The sequence below is a fragment of the Parabacteroides vesiculifaciens genome, from assembly GCF_049860805.1.
Classification (GTDB): domain Bacteria; phylum Bacteroidota; class Bacteroidia; order Bacteroidales; family Tannerellaceae; genus Parabacteroides.
In genome coordinates, this window is record NZ_CP187555.1 from 2358736 (window position 1) to 2381095 (window position 22360).

General features: G+C 46.1%; 19 protein-coding genes and 1 pseudogene. 2 read left to right on the forward strand and 18 right to left on the reverse strand.

From position 1 onward, the window contains the following. Nucleotides 1–2: 2 nt before the first annotated feature. The 6 genes and pseudogenes from ACPYIV_RS09620 to ACPYIV_RS09645 form a co-directional block, all read right to left on the reverse strand. Nucleotides 3–1214 (reverse strand): ABC transporter permease, encoded by a 1212-nt coding sequence (locus ACPYIV_RS09620; RefSeq protein WP_293734020.1) that lies wholly within the window; start codon nt 1212–1214, stop codon nt 3–5. A 146-nt stretch (nt 1215–1360) separates the two neighbouring features. After that, complete coding sequence (locus ACPYIV_RS09625) at nt 1361–2368, reverse strand: HlyD family secretion protein (RefSeq protein WP_293734019.1); 1008 nt, start codon at nt 2366–2368, stop codon at nt 1361–1363. Between the two features lie 32 nt (nt 2369–2400). Then, entirely contained in the window at nt 2401–3786 is a 1386-nt protein-coding gene (locus ACPYIV_RS09630; RefSeq protein WP_293734018.1) for a TolC family protein, read from the reverse strand. Nucleotides 3787–3920: 134 nt separating this feature from the next. After that, the gene (locus ACPYIV_RS09635; protein ID WP_293734017.1) at nt 3921–4523 is read right to left on the reverse strand and encodes a Crp/Fnr family transcriptional regulator; all 603 of its coding nucleotides are present in this window, start codon (nt 4521–4523) and stop codon (nt 3921–3923) included. Nucleotides 4524–4525: 2 nt separating this feature from the next. After that, a complete protein-coding gene (locus ACPYIV_RS09640) occupies nt 4526–5431 on the reverse strand; it encodes a hypothetical protein (RefSeq protein ID WP_293734016.1) in 906 nt (301 codons plus the stop codon). 454 nt (nt 5432–5885) lie between these two features. After that, nucleotides 5886–7034 (reverse strand): annotated as a pseudogene (locus tag ACPYIV_RS09645) (mechanosensitive ion channel family protein); the annotation flags it as partial. A 222-nt stretch (nt 7035–7256) separates the two neighbouring features. Here ACPYIV_RS09645 and guaA (ACPYIV_RS09650) point away from each other — a divergent pair. Together guaA (ACPYIV_RS09650) and guaA (ACPYIV_RS09655) are read left to right on the forward strand one after the other, a co-directional pair. Then, on the forward strand, nt 7257–8777 hold the full coding sequence (gene guaA / locus ACPYIV_RS09650; RefSeq protein WP_293734932.1) for a glutamine-hydrolyzing GMP synthase: 1521 nt from the start codon (nt 7257–7259) through the stop codon (nt 8775–8777). 52 nt (nt 8778–8829) lie between these two features. After that, nucleotides 8830–10137, forward strand: a complete 1308-nt coding sequence (gene guaA, locus ACPYIV_RS09655; RefSeq protein WP_293734931.1) for a glutamine-hydrolyzing GMP synthase — start codon at nt 8830–8832, stop codon at nt 10135–10137. A 108-nt stretch (nt 10138–10245) separates the two neighbouring features. Here the strand turns inward: guaA (ACPYIV_RS09655) and ACPYIV_RS09660 are convergent, their stop codons facing one another. The 12 genes from ACPYIV_RS09660 to ACPYIV_RS09715 form a co-directional block, all read right to left on the reverse strand. After that, a complete protein-coding gene (locus tag ACPYIV_RS09660; protein ID WP_425886413.1) occupies nt 10246–12822 on the reverse strand; it encodes a family 78 glycoside hydrolase catalytic domain in 2577 nt (858 codons plus the stop codon). A gap of 164 nt (nt 12823–12986) precedes the next feature. Further along, complete coding sequence (locus tag ACPYIV_RS09665; RefSeq protein ID WP_425886414.1) at nt 12987–13979, reverse strand: Ig-like domain-containing protein; 993 nt, start codon at nt 13977–13979, stop codon at nt 12987–12989. Further along, complete coding sequence (locus ACPYIV_RS09670; protein WP_301704040.1) at nt 13976–14326, reverse strand: hypothetical protein; 351 nt, start codon at nt 14324–14326, stop codon at nt 13976–13978. Before ACPYIV_RS09670 ends, ACPYIV_RS09665 begins: the two co-directional genes overlap by 4 nt. Before the next feature lie 150 nt (nt 14327–14476). Then, nucleotides 14477–15277 carry a hypothetical protein gene (locus ACPYIV_RS09675; RefSeq protein WP_301704041.1) on the reverse strand — a complete coding sequence of 267 codons (801 nt, stop codon included), beginning with the start codon at nt 15275–15277 and terminating at the stop codon, nt 14477–14479. 458 nt (nt 15278–15735) lie between these two features. Then, a complete protein-coding gene (locus ACPYIV_RS09680) occupies nt 15736–16425 on the reverse strand; it encodes a hypothetical protein (protein WP_293732827.1) in 690 nt (229 codons plus the stop codon). A gap of 140 nt (nt 16426–16565) precedes the next feature. Continuing rightward, nucleotides 16566–16916: an HU family DNA-binding protein gene (locus ACPYIV_RS09685; protein WP_425886415.1), complete on the reverse strand. Its 351-nt coding sequence runs from the start codon at nt 16914–16916 to the stop codon at nt 16566–16568. Between the two features lie 198 nt (nt 16917–17114). Continuing rightward, on the reverse strand, nt 17115–17672 hold the full coding sequence (locus ACPYIV_RS09690) for a sugar O-acetyltransferase (RefSeq protein WP_293739440.1): 558 nt from the start codon (nt 17670–17672) through the stop codon (nt 17115–17117). 10 nt (nt 17673–17682) lie between these two features. Then, a complete protein-coding gene (locus ACPYIV_RS09695) occupies nt 17683–18381 on the reverse strand; it encodes a 16S rRNA (uracil(1498)-N(3))-methyltransferase (RefSeq protein ID WP_293739441.1) in 699 nt (232 codons plus the stop codon). Between the two features lie 28 nt (nt 18382–18409). Next, nucleotides 18410–19726: a NupC/NupG family nucleoside CNT transporter gene (locus ACPYIV_RS09700; protein WP_293739442.1), complete on the reverse strand. Its 1317-nt coding sequence runs from the start codon at nt 19724–19726 to the stop codon at nt 18410–18412. Further along, the gene (locus ACPYIV_RS09705; protein ID WP_293732822.1) at nt 19723–20355 is read right to left on the reverse strand and encodes a bifunctional nuclease family protein; all 633 of its coding nucleotides are present in this window, start codon (nt 20353–20355) and stop codon (nt 19723–19725) included. The genes ACPYIV_RS09700 and ACPYIV_RS09705 overlap by 4 nt, the downstream gene beginning before the upstream one ends. A 270-nt stretch (nt 20356–20625) precedes the next feature. Next, nucleotides 20626–21426 carry a M48 family metallopeptidase gene (locus ACPYIV_RS09710; protein WP_425886416.1) on the reverse strand — a complete coding sequence of 267 codons (801 nt, stop codon included), beginning with the start codon at nt 21424–21426 and terminating at the stop codon, nt 20626–20628. An 8-nt stretch (nt 21427–21434) separates the two neighbouring features. Further along, on the reverse strand, nt 21435–22355 hold the full coding sequence (locus tag ACPYIV_RS09715) for a DUF5106 domain-containing protein (protein WP_425886417.1): 921 nt from the start codon (nt 22353–22355) through the stop codon (nt 21435–21437). Between the last annotated feature and the right edge of the window lie 5 nt (nt 22356–22360).

The following is a 22360-nucleotide window of genomic DNA, read 5'->3' on the forward strand; positions in this document are numbered from 1 at the left end:
TTTTACGGAATATATTTAAAGTATAACAACGCGTTCTTCAGGTTCTTTCCGATCAAGAAAGGCAAAACAAGGAAACCCGTGAGCCACGCATATTCTGTCCAGCTATAGAAGAAAGGCCTTCCGTTCAAAGCCTGGTCCACATAGATCAGGAAATAGTGCCGGAGCGGGAACAAGTCAGAGAGTGCCTGCAACGTAGGGTCCATCCCTAACACCGGGAAAGAGAATCCGACGATAGAGAAAGCTATCATTCCGAACAGGCAGGCAAAACTCAGCCCCAGGCGGAAAGTCGGCAACACCCCGATCATGAAGATCCCTACCGCCTGCGAAGCGATCACCAACAAGAACAGAGCCGACAACATCGGTAGCCAACCACTATTGAGCGGAAACGAATTGAACCCGTATAAGGCGGCCGCATACAAGAACGCCACAGTCGTAAAGATCACCGTATAAGGTAATATCTTTCCTATAAGGCTCACCGTTAGCGAATTCCCGCCCATCGCCAACCATTCGCGCGCCGTCGAGTATTTGATCTCGGAGCCGATACTCATCACCGTCACCAGGAAGATCATCAATTGCAAAACACCGGGCAAGAGGGTGTTATTCAGATAGACCGAATAATTGAGCCACGGGTTGCCGATCGCATGTGTGTCGATCACAATCGGCTGGAGTTGCGCCATTATCTGGCCTTCGGTATAGCCATGCGCCAGTCCGGTTTGCAATCCGACCGAAGCGCCTGCCAGGACAGACATGGTTTTCATGTCCCGGAACAAGAGGGAGGCGGCAATGAGGTAGGTACCGTTCGTATAGAACGATAACTTAGGTTGCCGTCCTGCCGTCGCATCCACACCAAAGTCTTTCGGGATATAGAAGATGCCGTAAACTTTTCCTTCCTGCATTGCCCGGCGGGCTTCCTCGAACGAAACGGTTGTCTGCACGACCTTCGTTTGCTCGAAAGCATCCAACTGGCGTACCAAATTACGGGAGTTGGAAGAGCCGTCCATGTCTACCACCGCAATGGGCATATCGGTCGGCAAGCCCTCCTTCATCAACGAAAGGAAAAAGACCACACAGATAACCGGAGCCACCAACATACAGAAAAAGTAGACCGGTTTTTTGCAAATCCTGAATACCTCACGCCTGGCGATTTTGACAAATGACAAATGACAAATGACAAATGACAATTTGGGTTTGCTATTTATATCTTCATTTTCCATTCAAATTTGCTTTTATATTCTTCTTTTACCGTCCTCTAAAGGACGGCAAGTAAATACCCTTCTCTTTTGGAGGGCGTGTCAAAACTGTACTGTTCCCGCACTTGACACGGGGAGTTTGGCACACCTTCACAAGGGATGATTTATTTTCAATCTTCAATTTTCAATTTTTTAATGACAGACATTCCTGGGCGCAAGTCGGCTACCTTCTCCAGAGGGCGGGCACGCACTTCGAATGTCTTGGAGTCGAACTGCCCGTTCGTCTTCGTCGCTTTCCAGGCGGCGTATGTACCCATATCCTTCATATAATAGACTTTCAACTTGACCGGCCGGTTATCCAGCGCCGGGATAAAAGCATCCAGTTCGGAACCGATCTTGATGTCTTTCAGATGGTCTTCACGGATGCTGAACGTCACCCACATATCGTTTAGATCGGTGATATTCATGATAGGAGCACCCGTTCCGACCAGTTCGCCCACTTCTGGGAAACGTTCGGACACTTCACCGTCAATCGGGGAGACCAGAGCAGCTTCCTTCAAGTAGGATTCCACTTCAGCAACCGCTCCTCCGGCCTGTTGCACAAGGGCGGCGGCGGCGGCTTTATCTTCCGTACGGGCACCGTCCACAGCCATATCATACTGGGACTTGGCAGCTTTTTCGGTAGCAATCATCGCCTTGTAGTTGGCTTCCGCCTCATCGCGTTTCTGGGCGGACATCACCCCTTTGTCAAAAAGGTTTTGTACGCGTGTATATGATTTTTTGGCAATATCCAACCCAGCCTGCGCCTTCTGCCACATTTCGTATGCACCTGCTATCTCCTGCACGCGAGCTCCTCTGATAGCCTTTGCGTTCTGAGCTTCGGCAGCACGGCGTACAGCTTCCGCCTGCTGGAGTTTGGCAAGGACTTCGGGCGTATCCAGAAAGACAAGCGTGTCGCCCGCCTTCACCTTATCGCCCTCACCGAAACGGTACGCCTCGATCCGTCCGGGCACTTTGCCGGAAATACGGACTTGCGTAGCTTCCGCCTGCCCCATAATAATATCGTCCGGCGGTGTCAATAAAAAGAAACCGGTTAATGCGACTAATCCGACCACACCTAAAAATGTGATAAATGCAAGTAGCATGTTGTTGATCGAAAACTTCCTATTCTCGTTCATAAGAGTATGTATTTTGATTTATTTTTTAATTTCTAATTCTCAACTTTCAATTTTCCCATTGCTTTTGTCAGGTAGACTTCCGTCAGTTTCACCTCTATCTGCGCATCTATCAGGCTGGAACGGGCCGATACCCAAGCCGTCTGCGCCTGCATCAGGTTAAGTGCCGGGATTACGCCCTCTTCGAAGCCCAGATTGGCATGGCGGAGGTTCTCTTCCGCGTTCTCCATATTGCGGGTGGAAGCAGTCAGCTTCTTGTTCGCTTCGTTGACCTTGTAGACGGATTGGTTGACTTGCAACTCCACCTTCTCGCGGGCGTCCTGCAATTCCAACGACTTGATGCGTGTCTCGGCACGAGCCGAATTGCGCTTATAGCTTCCCTCCCACCAACCGGAAAGAGGCACTTTCACCATCACGCCGACATTGAACATCCCCGCAAATTCATTCTTGAAACCGTTCATGGCATTCGGGTTCGTAACCAGATAGTTCGCCATAAAAGCCACATTCGGCAACATATCCGACAATACGATCCGCTCCTTGCGTTTATAAATCTTAGTCGCCAGGTCGAGACTCTTCAACTCGTTACGGTTCATGAAAGCCTCGTTCACATCAGCGGCCGTAATGGACGGTTCCACCGGGAAATCCTCTATGTCTTCATCCGCCAAAGCAAGCGGCTCTTCCAACGGAAGCCCGCATATCTGGGCCAACAACATACGGGAGAGAGCGAGGCCGTTATCGACTTTCGTCTGTGCCATCTCGGCCTCGTTCAGTTTGACTTTGACGGAGAGGCCGTCGGCTTCGGTCGCCACTCCTTCGTTGATCATGGCCGTTATATCGTGATCGGTCTTGCGAAGCAAGTCGACATAGGCATCGGCCAGCTTCTTTTTATTCACCAGGGAAATCACCTGCCAATAGGTTTCATCGGTTTTATAGATGACATCCTGCAATTGCTGGTCATTCATCGACTCGGCCAGTTGTTTGGCATACTTGGTAATCTGATTGTAATTGATGATCTTCCCCCCCATAAACACAGGTTGTACGAGAGAAACGCTTCCCACCCAGATGTTCTGGATATCGAGATGTTGCAGATCGCCCACCCCTTCCATCAGCTTTCCAAACACCGGAAGCTGGGCGATCGGGCCAAGAGCTCCTCCGATAGAAGTGCCGAGTGCTCCCATATCCAGCAGATTGATATCTTTCTGGTTCCACATATACGCACCGGTTGCCGAGAGCCCAGGGAAATATTTGGTGAAGGCAGCCTTTTTCTCATAACCGGCTATTTTAATCTTTTCTCCCGAAATTTTCAACTCTTTATTGTTCTGAATAGCCAGTTGACGGCATTCCTCTAACGTCAACGTACGCCCGGCGCTTGCATAGCCCGACGAAATCAGTAAAGCTACTAATACGACAAATCTTTTCATCTCTATCTTGTTTTATTCGGATTCTATTCTAAATACTCCATCTCTATGCCAAGACCTTATTGAAACTCAGCAAATATAAGGAATCCGGTGCAAAAGTATTGGTTCGCTTTAAATATAAAATTGAACTAATTCAATTAAGATGGAAGAAATAAGACTTTCTTTTTCAACTTGCAATACCAGGCATTACTGATTCCCATATAGCGGGCGATATATTTATCAGGAACCCGGTTGATCATCCAGGCATAGTTTGTGTAGAGGAACTGGATGAACTCTTCAGCTGTGGAGGAGAGGCGGACGGCCAACAACACATCCAACTTATAGATGATCGTCAACATTATATTTTGGTAGTAGGAAGCAAACAAAGGGTAACGGAATGAAAGGCTCTCGATATGGCCACGGGAGAAACAAAGCAACTCGCCGGCCTCGAGCGCCTTGATCTCGAATTCGGAAGGCTGCTTGGTGAAATAGCCGATAGCGGAAAGAAACGGAAACATATTATCGGCCGCAAAGCCGGTGACACATTCGTTGCCATTCCCGTTTACATATAGATTGATGAAAAGGCCTTTGTTGATAAAATAGGCATCCTGGCACAACTCGCCCGTACGCAACAGGTAATCTCCTTTCTTCACGAAGATTACCTTCGCATGATTTTCCAGTTCGCCGAGAAAAGCTTCATCGCGGGCGAGGGCTTCCGGAAGATCGGCAAGTAGTCGCACGAAATGAGCATCCGTTTCCATCACTATTTTTCGAGTGTGAAGCTTTTACGACCGATCAGGTTGCCATCCGCAAATATATCGACCCGGTATGTGCCCGGAGAAAGAAATTCTTCGATATTCCAATACATCGTAACCGGCAATTCCTCACCGTCATATTCGACTAACTTCTTCATGGAGTAATTGATTTCTTTTCCTTCGAAGGTAAAGACATCGGCACGGCTCTTCAACAAAATATCATCGTCCGGCTTCATGATACGCACATAGATCGTCTTCTCACCGACCGGAGCCGTAATATTCTTGCCGATCCGGAAGTCCACGACGAATTGTTCCATCTTCTTGATCACCTTCGCTTTCTTTCCTCGGCCATTGACAGGAGTCACGTTGATACCCGTCGCATCCAGACGGCTTGCCAGTGTGACACGTTCCGTCAACTTCTCTTTTTCCTTCTTCAAAGTAGTAGCCGTAGAAGAAGCCTGTTTGTATTTCTTTACCGCTTCATTCTTTTCAACCTTCAGTTGTTCATTGGCGCGGTTCAAGGAGTCGATCTGCTCAAGATAGTTACGCATGATCTTACGCAACGTTTGCAATTCCTTTTTCAGGCGGGCAATCTCTTTCGTATTAGTCGCTTTTACGGTACGAAGCTCTTCCAACAGGCGCTGTACTTTGGCTTGTTCGGTAGAATAAAGACTCAGCAACGAGTCATTACCTATAGTAAATTTTTCTCCTTCATATTGAAGAGACATTTGGTTAAATTCATCCTCCAGCATCTCCTTATCCAGAACATAAGCCTGTTCCAACTCTTCCATCTGCTGCTTCTGGTTGAAAATATAATAAGCTGCACCAGCGATAATCAACAATAACACAACCACTGCCATGATCAGCAGTGACATTTTATTTATTTCTTTTGTTTCTTTCTTTTCAGCATCCATACGGTTACGATTAAAAATGAACACGCAAAGGTAGTATTTAATAAGTTGCTAAAAAAAGGAGTAACGGCTTATTATACTTTTTTTAAGAAAAAAGAGGATCATCATTTCGTGGCAGAAGAAGTCTCTTCTTTCGGAATCAGGGCGACCGCACCAAATTCATTTTTAAGCAATACGATCTTATGGACTACATAATATAAGGAATAATCTATCCCCGCTACAAGAAAACTTATCTATATAGGCATAAAAAATATCGGAATGCCTATCAATTCTGTAATCAGTGCCAGTGATTATAAAATCAGTGCCAGCAATTATATAATCACAACCACTGATTATAAAGTCACTGACACCGATTACAGAATTAGCAGGCACTTAAGGAAGAATTATTCGGGACAAAAACGGGTTTTTCTCTCCATTGAAATAAAAAATTGTTACTGCTGGATTTGGTGCGGTTGCCCTATTTCGGAATAGTTGACGCATCACCGTTACGAAAAGCGGTGTAATGGGGAGATAAGATCTCGACATCGGCCGCCGCAAACTTATCCTGGATATTCTGGAAAAGCTCCGAATATAGCTGGTTGAGCTTATCGGCATCCTTGATATAGGCATTAATCTGGTAAACTGGATAAAAGTCGCTCAAGGACGTTTCCAGCACAAAGGGTTCCGGCTCACTACTCACGCCAGGCGTCGCTTTTGCCGCATCGATCAACAATTGATGTACTTTCCGCCAGGGCGTATCATAACCGATCGTCACTTCTGCATGGATAATCAATCCCAGGTCACGCGCCGACTCACTATAATTAGTAGTATGGGATGACATGATAAATGAATTAGGGATTGTCACCAGTTCGTTTTTAGGCGTACGGATGCGGGTAACCAGCGTTGTTTTCTCGATCACGTTCCCAACGGTATCGTTCAACTTTATGCGGTCTCCCAATTTAAACGGCCGCATATAAGTAATCACAAAGCCGGCAATGATATTGCCGATCACCGTACTCGATCCCAACGAAACAATCAGGCCGACAAAAACCGACACCCCCTGGAACACACCCGAATCGGCCCCCGGCAGATAGGGATAAATCATTGCAACCATAAAAGCGTATAGCAGAAAACGGACGATATGATAGGTTGGCGACGCCCAGTCGGGATAAAAACCGGAGATCTTCAACTTCCCTTCAGCCACCTGATCCGTCATATATTTAATAATACGCACGACATACCGGATCACCAACACGATCACGATAATCGTAAAGAGATTGGGCAAATAATTGACAATGCCTTTTCCTATAAACTTGACTGGTTTCCAAACATAAGAGAAGAGTTGAGTCGCGAAATTCTTCGTTTCCGGGAAAATAGAGAACAAGATCGGGACCGAAAACAACAATTGCAATACGATTAACAACCAGCGTATCATATTAGCCAGGAAAATCAACAATTTCACCTGCTTGTCCGTATCCAGCAAATCATAGCCGTGGAAGGTGATCGACTTCAGCCGCGTCTCTTTCAGGGAAGCGATCTTCAACTTGGCTTTCCGGTATACAAACGAGGTCAGCCCGATCAATACGGACTGGACCAGAAGAATCGCCAGGAAATATAAGACACGCTTTATTTCCGAATCTTCCAACGACAAGGCTTGCATTTTTTTCGCCAAGCCTTCTTCCGCTTGTAGGAAAAAGGGAGATGAGAGCAACGATGCAAATAGAAAGATAACCCGTTTCATTTTTTTTGTAATCTCTGTTGAATAATACTATAACCTGATGCCTCAAAAATGGTTCAAGTTTCGAATATTATTCCTACCTTTGTGGCACTCAATTAAATAATAATTTGCATGCACGAGAAACTTATTATTCTTGATTTCGGCTCGCAAACAACTCAATTAATCGGCCGTAGAATCCGTGAGTTGAATATGTATTGCGAGATTGTCCCCTACAACAAATTCCCCCATGATGCTACAGATGTAAAAGGTGTTATCCTTTCCGGAAGTCCCTATTCCGTATATGACGCCAATGCGTTCAAAGCTGACTTAAGTGAAATACGCGGTAAATATCCCGTGTTGGGAATCTGTTACGGAGCCCAATTTCTGGCTTACACATCCGGTGGAAATGTCGAACCGGCCAACTCCCGCGAATACGGGCGTGCCAACTTGTCGTATATCGACAATACAGACGAATTACTGAAAGGTATCCATGTAGGTTCACAAATCTGGATGTCCCACGGAGACACTATCACGGTCCTCCCCGAAAACTTCAAAGTAATCGCCAGCACGGACGATGTCAAAGCAGCGGCCTATCACGTGGAAGGCGAACAAACCTGGGGTGTGCAATTCCACCCGGAAGTATTCCATTCGACCGACGGCACTAAACTATTAGACAACTTCCTGAATATTTGCGGATGTGCCAAAGACTGGACACCGGCATCCTTTATCGAATCGACCGTTGCCGAACTGAAGGAGCAATTGGGGGATGACAAAGTAATCCTGGCGCTCTCCGGCGGTGTGGATTCTTCTGTTACGGCCGTCTTGTTGCACAAGGCTATCGGCAAGAACCTGACTTGTATTTTCGTCGACCACGGCTTGTTGCGTAAGAATGAATTTGAAAACGTATTGAAAGATTATGCACACTTAGGGCTGAACGTAATCGGAGTCGATGCCAAAGAGAAATTCTACAAAGAACTGGCGGGTGTGAGCGAACCCGAAAAAAAACGCAAGATCATCGGTAAAGGCTTCATCGATGTGTTCGACGAAGAGGCCCACAAGCTGAAAGATATCAAATGGTTAGGCCAAGGCACTATCTATCCGGACGTAATCGAATCGTTGTCCATTACCGGAACCGTAATCAAGAGCCATCACAACGTAGGCGGCCTGCCTGCCAAAATGAACCTGAAACTGGTCGAACCGTTGCGCCTTCTGTTCAAAGACGAAGTACGCCGCGTCGGTATGGAGTTGGGTATGCAACCGCACCTGATCAAACGCCATCCGTTCCCCGGTCCCGGCTTGGGTATCCGTATCTTAGGCGATATCACACCTGAAAAAGTACGGATCTTGCAAGATGCCGACGAAATTTATATGTCGTTGATGCGCGAATGGGGCTTGTATGACAAGATCTGGCAGGCTGGAGTGATCCTCCTTCCGATCCAGTCCGTGGGCGTTATGGGCGACGAACGGACATACGAAAATACGGTCGCCTTGCGTGCCGTAACCTCGACGGATGCCATGACGGCCGACTGGGCACAACTTCCTTACGAATTCCTTGCAAAGGTTTCCAACGAAATCATCAACAAGGTCAAAGGCGTAAACCGCGTTGTCTACGACATCAGCTCGAAACCGCCAGCAACGATCGAGTGGGAATAAAAATCATAACGTAACATAAGACTAACTTAATATAATTTATAGGAGATAAATAATGAAGCAGGATATGATCATTATCTTAGATCTGGGTAGCCACGAAAACACGGTGCTGGCCAGAGCGATCCGTGCATTGGGTGTCTATAGCGAAATCTATCCGCACGACATCACGGTCGAAGAGCTCAAAGCGCTTCCGAATGTAAAAGGCATCATCATCAACGGCGGTCCTAACAATGTGATCGACGGTGTTGCCATCGATGTAAATCCGGGAATCTATTCGATCGGAATCCCTGTTATGGCTGCCGGCCACGACAAGGCTCTTTGCGAAGTAAAATTAGGCGAGTTCGCGAATGACGTAGAAGCGATCAAAGATGCCGTAAAGTCATTTGTGTTCGATACTTGCAAAGCTGAAGCGAACTGGAATATGACAAACTTCGTCAATGACCAGATCGAACTGGTAAGACGCCAGGTTGGCGACAGAAAGGTATTGCTGGCACTTTCAGGCGGAGTCGACAGTTCCGTTGTTGCAGCATTACTTCTGAAGGCTATCGGCGACAAGCTGGTTTGCGTACACGTCAATCACGGTTTGATGCGCAAAGGCGAATCGGAAGATGTCGTTGAAGTTTTCAAGAACCAGTTGAACGCGAACCTGATTTATAAAGATGTCACGGACCGTTTCTTGGATAAGCTGGCAGGGGTTGCCGATCCGGAAGAAAAACGCAAAATCATCGGTGGCGAATTTATCCGTGTCTTTGAAGAAGAAGCCCGCAAACTGGACGGCATCGACTTCTTAGCTCAAGGTACTATCTATCCGGACATCGTGGAAAGCGGTACGAAGACGGCCAAGATGGTTAAATCACACCACAACGTAGGCGGCTTGCCCGAAGATTTAAAATTCGAATTGGTCGAACCGTTGCGCCAATTGTTTAAGGACGAAGTACGCGCTTGCGGCCTGGAACTGGGCTTGCCCTACGAAATGGTCTTCCGCCAGCCGTTCCCCGGCCCGGGCTTAGGAGTGCGTTGCTTAGGTGCTATCACACGCGACAGACTGGAAGCGGTTCGCGAAGCGGATGCCATCTTGCGCGAAGAATTCCAAAAAGCCGGATTGGACAAGAAGGTTTGGCAATATTTCACCGTTGTGCCTGACTTCAAATCGGTTGGTGTACGCGATAATGCCCGTTCTTTCGACTGGCCTGTTATCATACGTGCCGTCAATACGGTAGATGCCATGACGGCAACTATCGAGCCCGTCGATTGGCCAATTTTGATGAAAATCACGGACCGTATCCTGAAAGAAGTCAAAAACGTCAACCGCGTTTGCTACGATATGTCTCCAAAACCCAACGCAACAATCGAATGGGAATAAGATAAAAAAAGAGATATGCGCTATTGCCGCATATCTCTTTTTTTATTGAAGCATACTTTGTTTGCCACTATATTTGCTTCCAATCCATCATCAAACGATTCTCCGGATTTACATATTCACACTTACAGTATGAGTCCCCGAACCATATTCTTTGGCAACAGTTTCACCGGGAAGCGTGACATCGGCCGTAGCCCCTTCCGGAATGGTGAATGTCCACTGCCACGTATCACCTTCATACTTCCAGGCACTCTTGATAACTCCTGCCACCGACCGGTATTCGGCCGTAAGATGACCTAAACGACGATCGGGCACAGGCCGCATGATGATATGACGGAACCCCGGACACGAAGGATCAGCAGCAATACCCGCCGCAGTCTCCCACAACCATTCGCACACACAGCCATACGCATAGTGGTTGAACGAATTCATACCGCGTGGCCCCATACCTTCCTCTATCATATAACTATTCCAACGTTCCCAGATAGTAGTAGCACCATTATCGATAGAATAGAGCCACGATGGATTTTTACGCTGGAAAAGAAGCTCATAGGCGATATCAGACATACCGTTTTCGGTAAGTGTAGCCATAAGAATGGAGGTTCCCAGGAAACCGGTCTGCAAGCAATTACCATGATCCTTAAAGTTCTGACGCAACCGGGATATCATGCGTTCTTTTGCAGCGCCTTCCATAATATTATTCTTCAGGGCAAACAGTGCAGGGGTCTGCATAGTATTCAAAATACCGGTCTTGAACTCACCATCCGGAGTAAAGAACTGCTGACGTATATAATCCCGTGCTTCATCGACCATTGAAGCATAACGTGCAGCGTCACGCCCTGTGGCATTAGCCATATCACGCATCATACCGGCATCTATCAACCAATAGCTGGCACACAAATAGTTCCAATAATCCACCGCCTCCGGCAGAGGGCCATTTGATGTGAAAGCCCGTCCACTGCAGCTCTCCAACGGTTCGTAGCTCAGCCAGTCGGCCCATTGATAATTGCCGTTTTCCTGCCTAAGCGCATTATGGTCATACTTCGTCTCTGCCACATGATTCATGAAACGCTCCATCGATTCCCAAGAATCCTCAATGACCTGTTTGTCGTCAAATTGTTTCCAAACAACCCATGGCACGATGATTCCGGCATCCGCCCAACCAAGACGCATCATATCCTGGTCTCCGCATCCATATTGTGCAAAAGGAGCCACACCGGGATAACCCCCAAAAGGAGACTGGGTGTCGCGCATATCCTGTAACCACTTATGGAAGAAACGGCTCGTGTTGGCAAAAAACGTTCCGGCCTCGGCAAACACCTGTGTGTCGGCCGTCCAGCCCAAACGTTCGTTACGCTGCGGACAATCGGTCGGGACGGAAAGGTAATTGGACAATTGCCCCCAATAAGTATTTGAAATAAGTTGGTTCACCAAATCATTTCCCGTTGTGATACGGCCCGTTTCCATTTCCTGGGCGATAGAGGTAACAGGGACACTGCGTATCTGCTTGATGACAACAGGCTCCGTAACGGTAATCGAAAGGAAACGATACCCGAAGAAAGTGTTTTGCGGACGATAAAAGACAGGCTTATCTCCTGCCGCAAATGTGTAGTCAAGCATCATGCCCGTTTCGGGTATGCGCAGATTAAGACGGTGTACGCTACCTTCCGGACCATCCATGCCCCTGCTCTTTGCTCCATTACCATCATTGAGCAACTCCGATGTCACACAGTGAAGCGTTGTCCCCTCTTTTGCCTGAAAAAGAAATTCCGGCACCGCGGCCGCATTCTGCCCGAAATCCACCACCAAGTTCTCACCCGGATTCACCAAGACGGCTTCTCCCTCTGCAAACTCTTTCTTGATGACGACCTTGCCATAAGCATCATCGTTCTGCCCGGTCACCTCTTGCCAAATATAGGCTTTTACAGGGGCAAGCGCTATATCAGAACGCATATAGATCTCCGCACCGTTGTTGGGACGTATTTTTCCTTGAAACTCACGATTCACTTCCGGTTTAGAGAGTCGTTCCGGAGTGAGAAAACCTTGCGCTTCACGGGCATCATAAACTTCACCGTCAAAAATGGCTGCATGTTTCACAGGTCCGGCTATACCGGCTTGCCACGTATCGGTATTCGTTCCCAAAAGACGTGTCGTACCATCCGCATACGTCACACGCAATACACCGCGAAATGCACATTTCGTACCATACATACCTTGATTGCCTGCAGGAGTGATGATTTTGTCGCCCCACCAACCGGGAGTCACCTGCGCTGCCAACTGATTCGTTGCTCCCGACTGTTTGTTAAAAGCCTCAGTGATGTCATACGTAAACGAACGTTTTGTTTTTAACGGATGAGTAAATCCCGGTTTGAGCACCTCTTTACCGACAAGATTCCCGTTGACATACAAATCATAGACGCCAAGTCCGGCTGTCATCCACTCTACCCGTTTCACCTTCCCCTCGTTGGTCAAAGTAGAGACGAACCAACTGGCTCCATCTGCCGCACGCGTACCATCATTCACGATGCCTGTCACCACAGGAGCATTCACTACTGAAATCCACTCGGAATTCTTCCACGCTTCATCATCAAGCGCATCGATCAATTGTCCCACATTTTGTTTGTCTGCAGGACTACAAGCTGCCAGCAAAACAAGTGCTGCACAGTAGAATGTTTTTTTGTAATTCATCTGTTTATATTATATAATGTACCGCCACATCTATATGAATTTATTCATTATTCGCAAATTTAAATATTAATCCTTAATTCCACAAAGGCAATCAGCCAAAATTCGGAAATGAAAAAGAGGTATGTGACACAACACATACCTCCCTTACCAATCGCTAAATAGATTTACCGTTTAACCACTTTAACGACCCGATTCTCCATTCGGACAAAATAGATACCGGCCGGATATTTTTGCATCGGCACGGTACTCTGTCCCGATTGACATTGAATGACACTACACACTTTTCCGCTTACATCCAATATATAAATCGTTTGCGGCTTTTGTACCACCAAATGCAAATAATCCCCTACAAGGAAAACGTTATTGCCTTCACTCACATTTTCAATCGAGGTCGGATCCTCGTTGACCATGACCGTACATATTGCTTTATATCCGCCATCGACCGTTGTGACACTGATCGTAGCGGTTCCGGCACCCACTGCCGTCACGACTCCATCCCGCACGGTAGCCACACTTTCATCCGAAGATTTCCATTCCACCCGTTTATCGTCTGCATCTACAGGAGAAACCATTGCTTCCAATTCAATCGTTTCACCTATTTCCAATAAAGCCTCTTCCGGTTCAAGGGAAACACCGGTGACAAGAATCGGATTGGGTTCAGGCTCGGGATCGGGTTCCGATTGAGTAACCGTCAGGTTGCACTGGTCAGCATAGACGCCGCAAGCCGAAACAGCGGTTATGACCACTGCCCCTTTTCCTTTGGCAACCACCCTTCCATCCTTTACGGTTGCAACCGCCGGATCAGAAGAAAACCAGCTCACCAACGGATTCTCGACCGCCTCCGGTGAAAAGGTTGCCGACAATTGCACGCTTTCCCCTACCTCTACTGAGACCTCATGCTCTCCAAGCGTAAGCGCCGTGACATTCGTATATTCATTGGTTGTAGAAACCGTTTCGATAAAACCATACGACAAAGGCGAACCGGCCACTGTCCCTTCAAAAGGCTGGCCGGCAATAGCGGTCAACTGGATAGTTGATGTAGTTACTTCCTCTTCTCCTTGACAAGAGAATGAGCCTTCAAGGGTTTGGGCTTGAAGGGAAAGAAATATTCCCTGCACAAGGAAGCATAAAAAAGTTATGATAAAACATTTTTTCATTTTTCAACTGTTTTAAATGTATCTTCAACATTTCCACTATTTTTTCCATTCTCAACCTCCCCGGCCTTTGCCGCATACAACGCATACGGAACCGGCAACATCTGCGTGGTCGAAACCTTTTCATAATTGGTTCCACCAGCCAAGTCCATGCTTAGTTGTAAAAAGTAAATATCACTACCCCAATCAATGGAAACAAATGTTCCGCTTCCTGCACTTCCTTGTCCGATCAAGAGATTGACCGTTCCAGTCTTGCTACTGGTTAGCGTATGTGTTTCGGAAAAAACGACATTTCCATCTGCTGATCCTTTCAGGATTTCGACTTTCACGCCGATTGTTTTTTCACTCACCACTTTACCCTGTGTATCACGGGGTTACAGCTTGGTAGCTGATAGCTTGTGGTATCTTGTCTTGTGCCTGCAAAAAACAGATAGCCAATAGACATACATATAAAATAAAAAGTTTTCTTGTATTCATCTGATTCACATTTAAAAAGTAATTTATTTCAAATTGAAAACAAAAGGATATTCATTCAGTACCACCCCATTTTTATTTTTTATTAATAATTTAAGGTTGTATTGCCCAGTAGGAATATCCTGATAATTACTAGTAAAACTACAATATCTACCCATTGGAGAAGAAGATGACATTTCAAATATAATTTCCGTATCGGAAAATCCTTCAATAGAAGCACTTAATTCTTGATTTATTCCATTCAAGTAAACAATACAAAATCGTAATTCAAACGGGAAAGTATCACCACTATAGCCTTCTATTTCATTCCCTAACAAAATATTGTATAACCAATTATCATCATCATGTTCATCGTCTTTTATCAACACGAAGTTTACACTTTCAGAGGCGTTACCTCCACTTCCTCCAGTAACAACCTCTCCAGCTTTCTCCGCATACAAAGCATATGGGACAGAGAGCATTTGGGTATTAGATACCTCCTTATATTCAACTTCCTTATCCTGCTTCATACTCAGTTTCATAAAATAAGGGCCATTACCCCAATCTATACTGGCAAAAACGCCATTGATGACATCCCCACCACCTATCAACAGATTGATAGTTCCAGTCTTAGTGGTTGTCAATGCGTGGGATTCGGAATAAGCAACCGGACCGGAATTGCTTCCTTGCAAAATTTCCACTTGCACAGAGATTGCTTTTTCAAACAAAACTTTCCCCGTCAAATCTCTTGCTACCGCCTGATAACTGATAAGTTGAGGTACCTGCGCCTGAACAAAACAGGCGACACAAAGCCACATACAGAGAAGAAAAATACTTTTTGTATTCATCTGATTTATAATTTAAAAAGTTAATAAATAATAGTTATCTCTTTTCATAAACCAGCATATACAAAAAAGCGCGGGATCCGTCTGTCACTTATCCCACGACTCCAGGCCTTCGCATTGCCCATTACACAAGGATAAGCAACGCGAAGCCCACGCCGATACGTATATGTAAATACTTCCGTGCACCTACTAAGCCCACGAAATCTTACAATACAACCTACGCAGACATCTACCGCTGCCCTGTCTCCTTGTGTAATTCAAAGTTGCGAAGTTCGAAGTCATAGAAGACAAGACGTCAATAAACGCCTTTCATATATATGTCTGCTCCCACCCCTAATCGGCGTGGGAACGAGACAAAGATATGGATTTTTTTCAAACCCAAAGAAAACGGACAAAAATAAAAACTCCCCAAACCGGGGAAGTTACCGATTTAGGGAGCATATTTATATGTCACTTTATATTTATTCGTTTTTTGTATACTTAGGAGATTGGCTTTTATAAACAGACAAATTCGCTTCATCAGACTTATAAATTATCGTATCGATGAAATACAAACTGCCATCTATCCCCACAAGCACATTATTGGGAACAGCATCGAATATGTCATATTCTCCATTCGTATAATACTCACCATCCATTTCCGGATGGAACCCAAGTTTCAAAAGTTCATCATGTATTTCATCCTCTGTCGCTTCACGCCCAAAAAGAATATACTGTTGAGCCAACAACGCACACACTTTTCCTTCTCTATTCATAGAAAACCCCATGAGTACATAGCTACAATCCGGAAATAACTTTTGTTGGGCTTTCAGCCGAAAGAAAAAGGGAGAAAGATTGTCATCCGAATAGCGAAAATCATTGAGTTTATATATAAACCAGCTATTTTCTTTTGACAAATAAACTTCATTCTCGGAACCACGATCCACAAAAGTTCCAAGTTCATCCATCGATTCAAACCAACAACCTTTTTCAGTAGCCCATTCTTTCAGCCTTGTGATTTGGACTCCCTTGCAAGCCGTTGTTCCCGTAAGTGCCTCAAGTGATTCAAGCACTCCTCGTGCGAAAGCTTCAGCTTTTTCCAAGAGGCCATCGACTTGAGTTTCTCGGCATTTGCCTTTTTGTGATATTCGTTTAGAGCGACTTCCATCCATTACACTTTTATTGGTTTATCCACAAAGATAGAGATTTTCTCTTAACTCCAAAGGAAGTGGGCAAAAATAAACTCCCCGAACCGGGAAATAGCCAGTTCGGGGAGCAAAAAAGTTTCAATCACGCAATCAAGTAACCGGGGTTACAACTCGCCCGGCCTTCCATCTTCCCCTCCGGAAGAAGCTTCCGAATCGTTGGTACTGTCCTTGTCATTGAAATCCAAGATCATGCCGTCCATCATTTCACGCAGTTCCGTGCATGGCACGAAACGTAATTTCATTTTACGAATAGAGTCGACATTCGCCTCCTTCTCCACGGTACTGCTTTTTGCACTGAATGTAGGGATGAAACTGTCGAAGCCTTCCACATTGACGGTATGCCCTTGCTCGATAAAGGTCTTCATGGCACGGACCAACCCATACAATGTGGCGCGAACCATCCCTGAATTAACACCCGACACCAATGCGACTTGTTCGCGAAGGAATCCAAACAATACACATTATTTATAAATTCACAAAATCCATCAACCATTTTGTCATATTATTTGCTGAATTTTGTCATTTTCCGCATCCACTGATTTTCCCGTATGCTTAGCGCTCAAAAATCACATATCGAGTAATCCGCCCGCTACACGATATAACGGCAAGACCTTACTCGATATAACAGCAAGAGCTCACTCGATATGTAATTTTTACCCGATCTTCCGAATCACCCGACAGGGATTCCCGACGGCAAGCGAATAGGCGGGAATGTCTTTTGTCACTACACTGCCGGCTCCGATAACGACATTATCGCCTATCGTAACGCCGGGAAGGATGATCGATCCTGCACCGATCCATACATTATCCCCGATCGTGATCGGGTAAGCGTATTCCAAGCCTTTGTTACGGTCGGATGCGTCCAACGGATGTCCTGCCGTATAAATACCGACATTGGGAGCGATAAAGGCATTATCGCCGATACGTACCTTTGCCCCGTCCAGTATCACCAGATTGACATTGGCATAGAAGTTTTCCCCTACTTCGATATTATACCCGTAGTCGCAGGCAAAAGGAGGTTCGATTATCAAGTTATCTCCCGTCTTTCCTAAAAGTTTTTTCAGCAATTCCGTACGCCCGGCCTGCTCGGAAGGACGCAAACGATTATAATCATAGAGCAATTCTTTGGTACGCTCACGATCTGCCAATATTTCAGGATCGTAATTAGCATCGTACAACAGGCCGAGACGGCATTTTTCTTTTTCGGTCATTGTTTCCGTATTACTGATTCAACACATGTATCGTATGGCAAGCCACCAACGCCGCCGTTTCCGTACGCAAACGACTATTTCCTAATGAGATCGGTTCGAATCCTTCTTTTAGGGCAAATGCTATTTCTTCGGGACTGAAATCTCCTTCGGGGCCGATCAGGACGAGGGCGTTTTCTCTCGGATGATAGGTTTGTTTCAAAAGAGGCTTTTCGCCTTCTTCGCAATGGGCAATGAATTTACGGCCGTCGAAAGGCCGGCTGACGAACGCGCGGAAATCGGTCATTCCGTTTAGTCCCGGCAAGGTCGCTTTCTGGGATTGTTTCATTGCGCTGACTAAGATCTTTTCCAGACGGGCTGGCTTCACCTCCTTCCGCTCTGAAAAACGGCAGTTCAGGCAAGTGATGGCATCGATGCCGATCTCGGTTGCTTTCTCTGCAAACCACTCCATACGGTCCATATTCTTGGTCGGAGCTACTGCAATATGAAGATTGAAGTTCCACAAAGCAGGCTGTTCCCACTTTTCCAGAATATTCACTTCACAATGTTTAGGATGTGCACGGCTGATTGCCGCCTTGTAAAAGAAGCCTTTGCCATCCGTCAATAGAATTCCGTCACCTTCAGCCAGCCTGAGTACACGAATACAATGTCCCGCCTCTTCTTCCGGCAGTTCCGGATTTACATCTATATCCGGTGTGTAAAATATCTGCATCTCAAATTTTCAATTTTCAATTCTCAATTTATCCAAGTATCATGCCTACTACCGTAGCAGAAAGAACCGATACCAACGCACCGCCAATCATCGCCGGAAAACCGAAACGAGTAATCAATTCCCTTTTTTCGGGAGCCAGCACTCCCATTCCACCCAGCAAAATACCGATAGACGATATATTGGCAAAACCACATAAAATATAAGTAGACATCAATACGGATTTCTGATACATAAACAAACCGTCCGCTTTCCATTCCTGTAGCTGGAAATAAGCCACAAACTCGTTCAGGATGGTTTTCTGTCCCAATAAGGAACCGACCAGCATCACATCTTGGTAAGGAACGCCGATCAACCACATAAAAGGCGAAAGGATCACTCCCAATATAAACTGGAAGGTCAGCCCTTGGGCCTTCCCGTCCGTAATAGAAACGATCCAGTCATTCAGCCCGGTATAGCGCCCGATCACACCTTCCAGAATATAATTGGCAAGAGCGACCATCGCAATAAACACAAGCAACATCGCCGCGATATTCACCATCAGGCGGACACCGGTCGACGTTCCGGCAGCCAACGCATCCAACGCCGTAGAATGCTGCCCGATTTTCTCCATCTTCACTAAGCGGTCGTCAGCCTTTTCCGTTTGCGGACAAAGGATTTTAGCCAGGACAATAGAACCCGGAGCAGCCATCAACGAGGCCGAAAGCAAATGTTTCGCAAACAAAACCCTCGCCACGGGATCACCTCCAGCCAGCATACCGATATAAGTACCCATCACCGTTCCGGCTATCGTCCCCATCCCGGAAACCATGACCAGAAATATTTCCGACCGGTTCATCGCCGGCAGATAATTCTTAATCAAAACAGGCGATTCCGTCATTCCCATAAACACATTACCGGACGTAACCAATCCTTCGGCTCCGGAAATATTCATGAAACGCCGCAACACCCAGGAGAATCCCCCCACCACACGCTGGATAATCCCCCAGTAATAAAATAAGGAAACCAAGGCAGAGAAAAAAATCACCACAGGGAGCGAGTTCAACAAAAAGATGAACCCTTCACTCTTGGTTACCAGCGGGCCTAAAAGGAAAGCGACTCCCGACTGGGTAAAATCCATCAGCTTGATAAAAGCCTTTCCCATCCATTCCAGGACGGTCCCGACTACCGGGACATACAACACAGCAAGGGCAAAGACAAGCTGCATAAACAATCCGCCCCCCACCAGTTTCCAATCGACCCGTTTCCGGTCGTAGCTCATCAGGTAAGCAACTCCCAAAACCGTAGCAATACCCAGAATACCACGTAAAAAAGATTCAAGGCTAAAACCAAGTTGTTGTTCTATCATCTGGGCCCGCCCTCCTCTTCACGACGCCGGATTTCATCCTTGTACATCTTTGCATACTCGTAATTCTCGTCGGAGATGGCATCGTCCAAACGGTCCGACAATTCATCGGCATCCAAAAGAGAAAGCCATTTTTTCAATTTAGTTTCATCTTGTATTTCTTCCGGCTCCATAGCCAGGATGGAATCATCACTATCCTTATCTACCTCTTCCACTGCATCTTCAAGTACGACTCCACACCCACGGACAATCTCGGGTGTCGTATAGATATCGCATTTCACACGCAAGGCGATGGCGATAGCATCGGAAGTACGCGAATCCAAACGAATCTGTTTGGTTCCATCCTCAAAAAGCAGTTCGGAATAAAACACGCCATCTTCAAACTTATAGATGAAAACCTCACACAAACGAACACCGAATGCCTGTGCAAAGGTAGCAAACAAATCATGCGTCAAAGGGCGAGGAGGCGTGATGCGTTCCAAAGCGATCGCAATCGACTGGGCTTCCGACGTCCCGACAATAATAGGTATGCGGCGAGCCCCATCCTCTTCTGCCAGAATCAAGGCATAGGCACCTGACTGTATCTGGCTGTTCGTCAAACCTTGCACCCGTAGTTTTATTCTTGTATCCACACTATTTAGTTTTTTAGTCAATACACAAAAGTAATATTATTTCGGAATCTTAAAAACTTTCGAAAGGAAAGAAAAGCACAAAGGGCTTAAAAAAAGAAAAGGTTGTCATCACGACAACCAATCTTCATTGCTAACCTTAAATCTAATACCATGAAAAACACAGTGCAAATATACGGATTTTATGTTATGTAGCATAGTTTTACGGCAGAATATTTAAGCTTTTAGCATTATTTTAACCTGCAAATCATCAGTTTAAAGGTGATTAACAGTTCATTGCTGATTCTTTGTGTATTCATCCGCTTTTTCTTTCATCCTTTCGACACGTTTTTGTGTTTCGGGATGGCTCGAAAACAGCTGGCGGAACTTGGATGATTTAGGAGCTTCCGCACTTAGTTCCAAGAGTTTATTAAGCGAATTATACATACTATAAGGATCGATGCCGTTCGCGATACTGAACTCAAAGCCATAATCGTCCGCCGCATTTTCCTGTTTTTGCGAATATTGCGCACCGGCAAAAGCATCCACCAAATTTCCCAATTGCGAATCTGTCAATTTGGCCGCCGTATTACTGGCGGCACCAATTGCGTTTTTAGCCGCCGACGTCATATAAGCCTGTTTCATGGCGTCCTTCGAGTCCGTATGCAGAACATGGCCGATTTCATGCCCGATAACGGCCAACACCTCATTGTCGTCCATAATCTTCATCAAACCACCACAAACACGCACACTCCCGTCGCCACAAGCGAAAGCATTCACGTCTATAACGTTATAAACCTTGAAATTCAGTTTTAACCCTTCGATCTTGATATCTTTCGTCAGATTTGCCAAACGCTGTCCCATCTCCGTTTCCGGTCCGGCAACCTCATTATGCGTATCCATCCACTGGATATACTCGCGAGCCATAGCAGCCACGTCCTCGTCCGACAGAGTCACCGCTTTTGCCGCGTCAGATGCGGCATTCACCAACTTTTTAGTATTGATGGATTTACCACCGATCTTAAACTGAGCCGAAGCATTCAGGCTGACTCCGGCCACCAAAGCCATTGATAATAAAATAGTCCTTGCTTTCATATCGTTTATCATTGTTTTAAATAATTCTCTACCTGATTGAATGTCACATCCTTCAATACAACTTTCTTATCCTTGTCCAGCAGATAAAGAGTCGGTATTGCTTTCAAATCATAAATCTCATCATTTTTCAGACTCACCGTAGCGTCATAAGAATTGATCCAGCTTGCAGGCATATAAGAAATATGGTTTTTCCAAGCCTCCAGATCCTCATCCGGATAAACAGCCAGGACTTTAAGCTTGTTGTTCCTGATCCACTCCGTCACAAGCGGAGAAGCAGCAAGCTGGTCCGTAATTTCCTTACAGGCATGGCAATCCGGGTTATAGAAAAACAAGAGCAGATAATCGGCTTTCGTGTGATAGAGCGTCCCTTTCTTACCGTCCGCCAGCGTGTAGGTGAAATCCGCAGCCTGTTTCCCTACCCTGTTTTTAAGCGCCAGTTCGAGCAAATGGGCGGGGCGTATCTTACTTACCTCATCGAGGACTGGCGCTTCCAAAACCGTTTCCAGCACATAGATATACAACGACTCATTCCGCATGGGGGAATTCGGATCATAGAGATACTTTTCATACAGGCTGGAAAAATAGGCGAACATCGTACTGTCTGCCGACGCTTTGCCCATCATATCTTTGATGGAAGCAACGGCCGTTATTTCCGGGACATATTTCATCATGCCGATGTAATCGGAAATCGCCTGCTCCGTAATATCCGGGAGATGGATCAGGGTGGTGTCCGTAAAATCGAACTTATCCCAATAGTGTTGCACTAAGTAAGCGGCGCGTTCTTCCGGTTCCGTGATGACGCTGGGGACAGAGACCATTTGAAACGTACGTCCTTTCGTGTCTCCAGCCTCCGTTTTCTTCGTCTGCTGGCCGTTGCAGGCGCTAAATATCAATGTAAAAGATAATAGGCAAAGTATTCTCATCCTCATAGTAT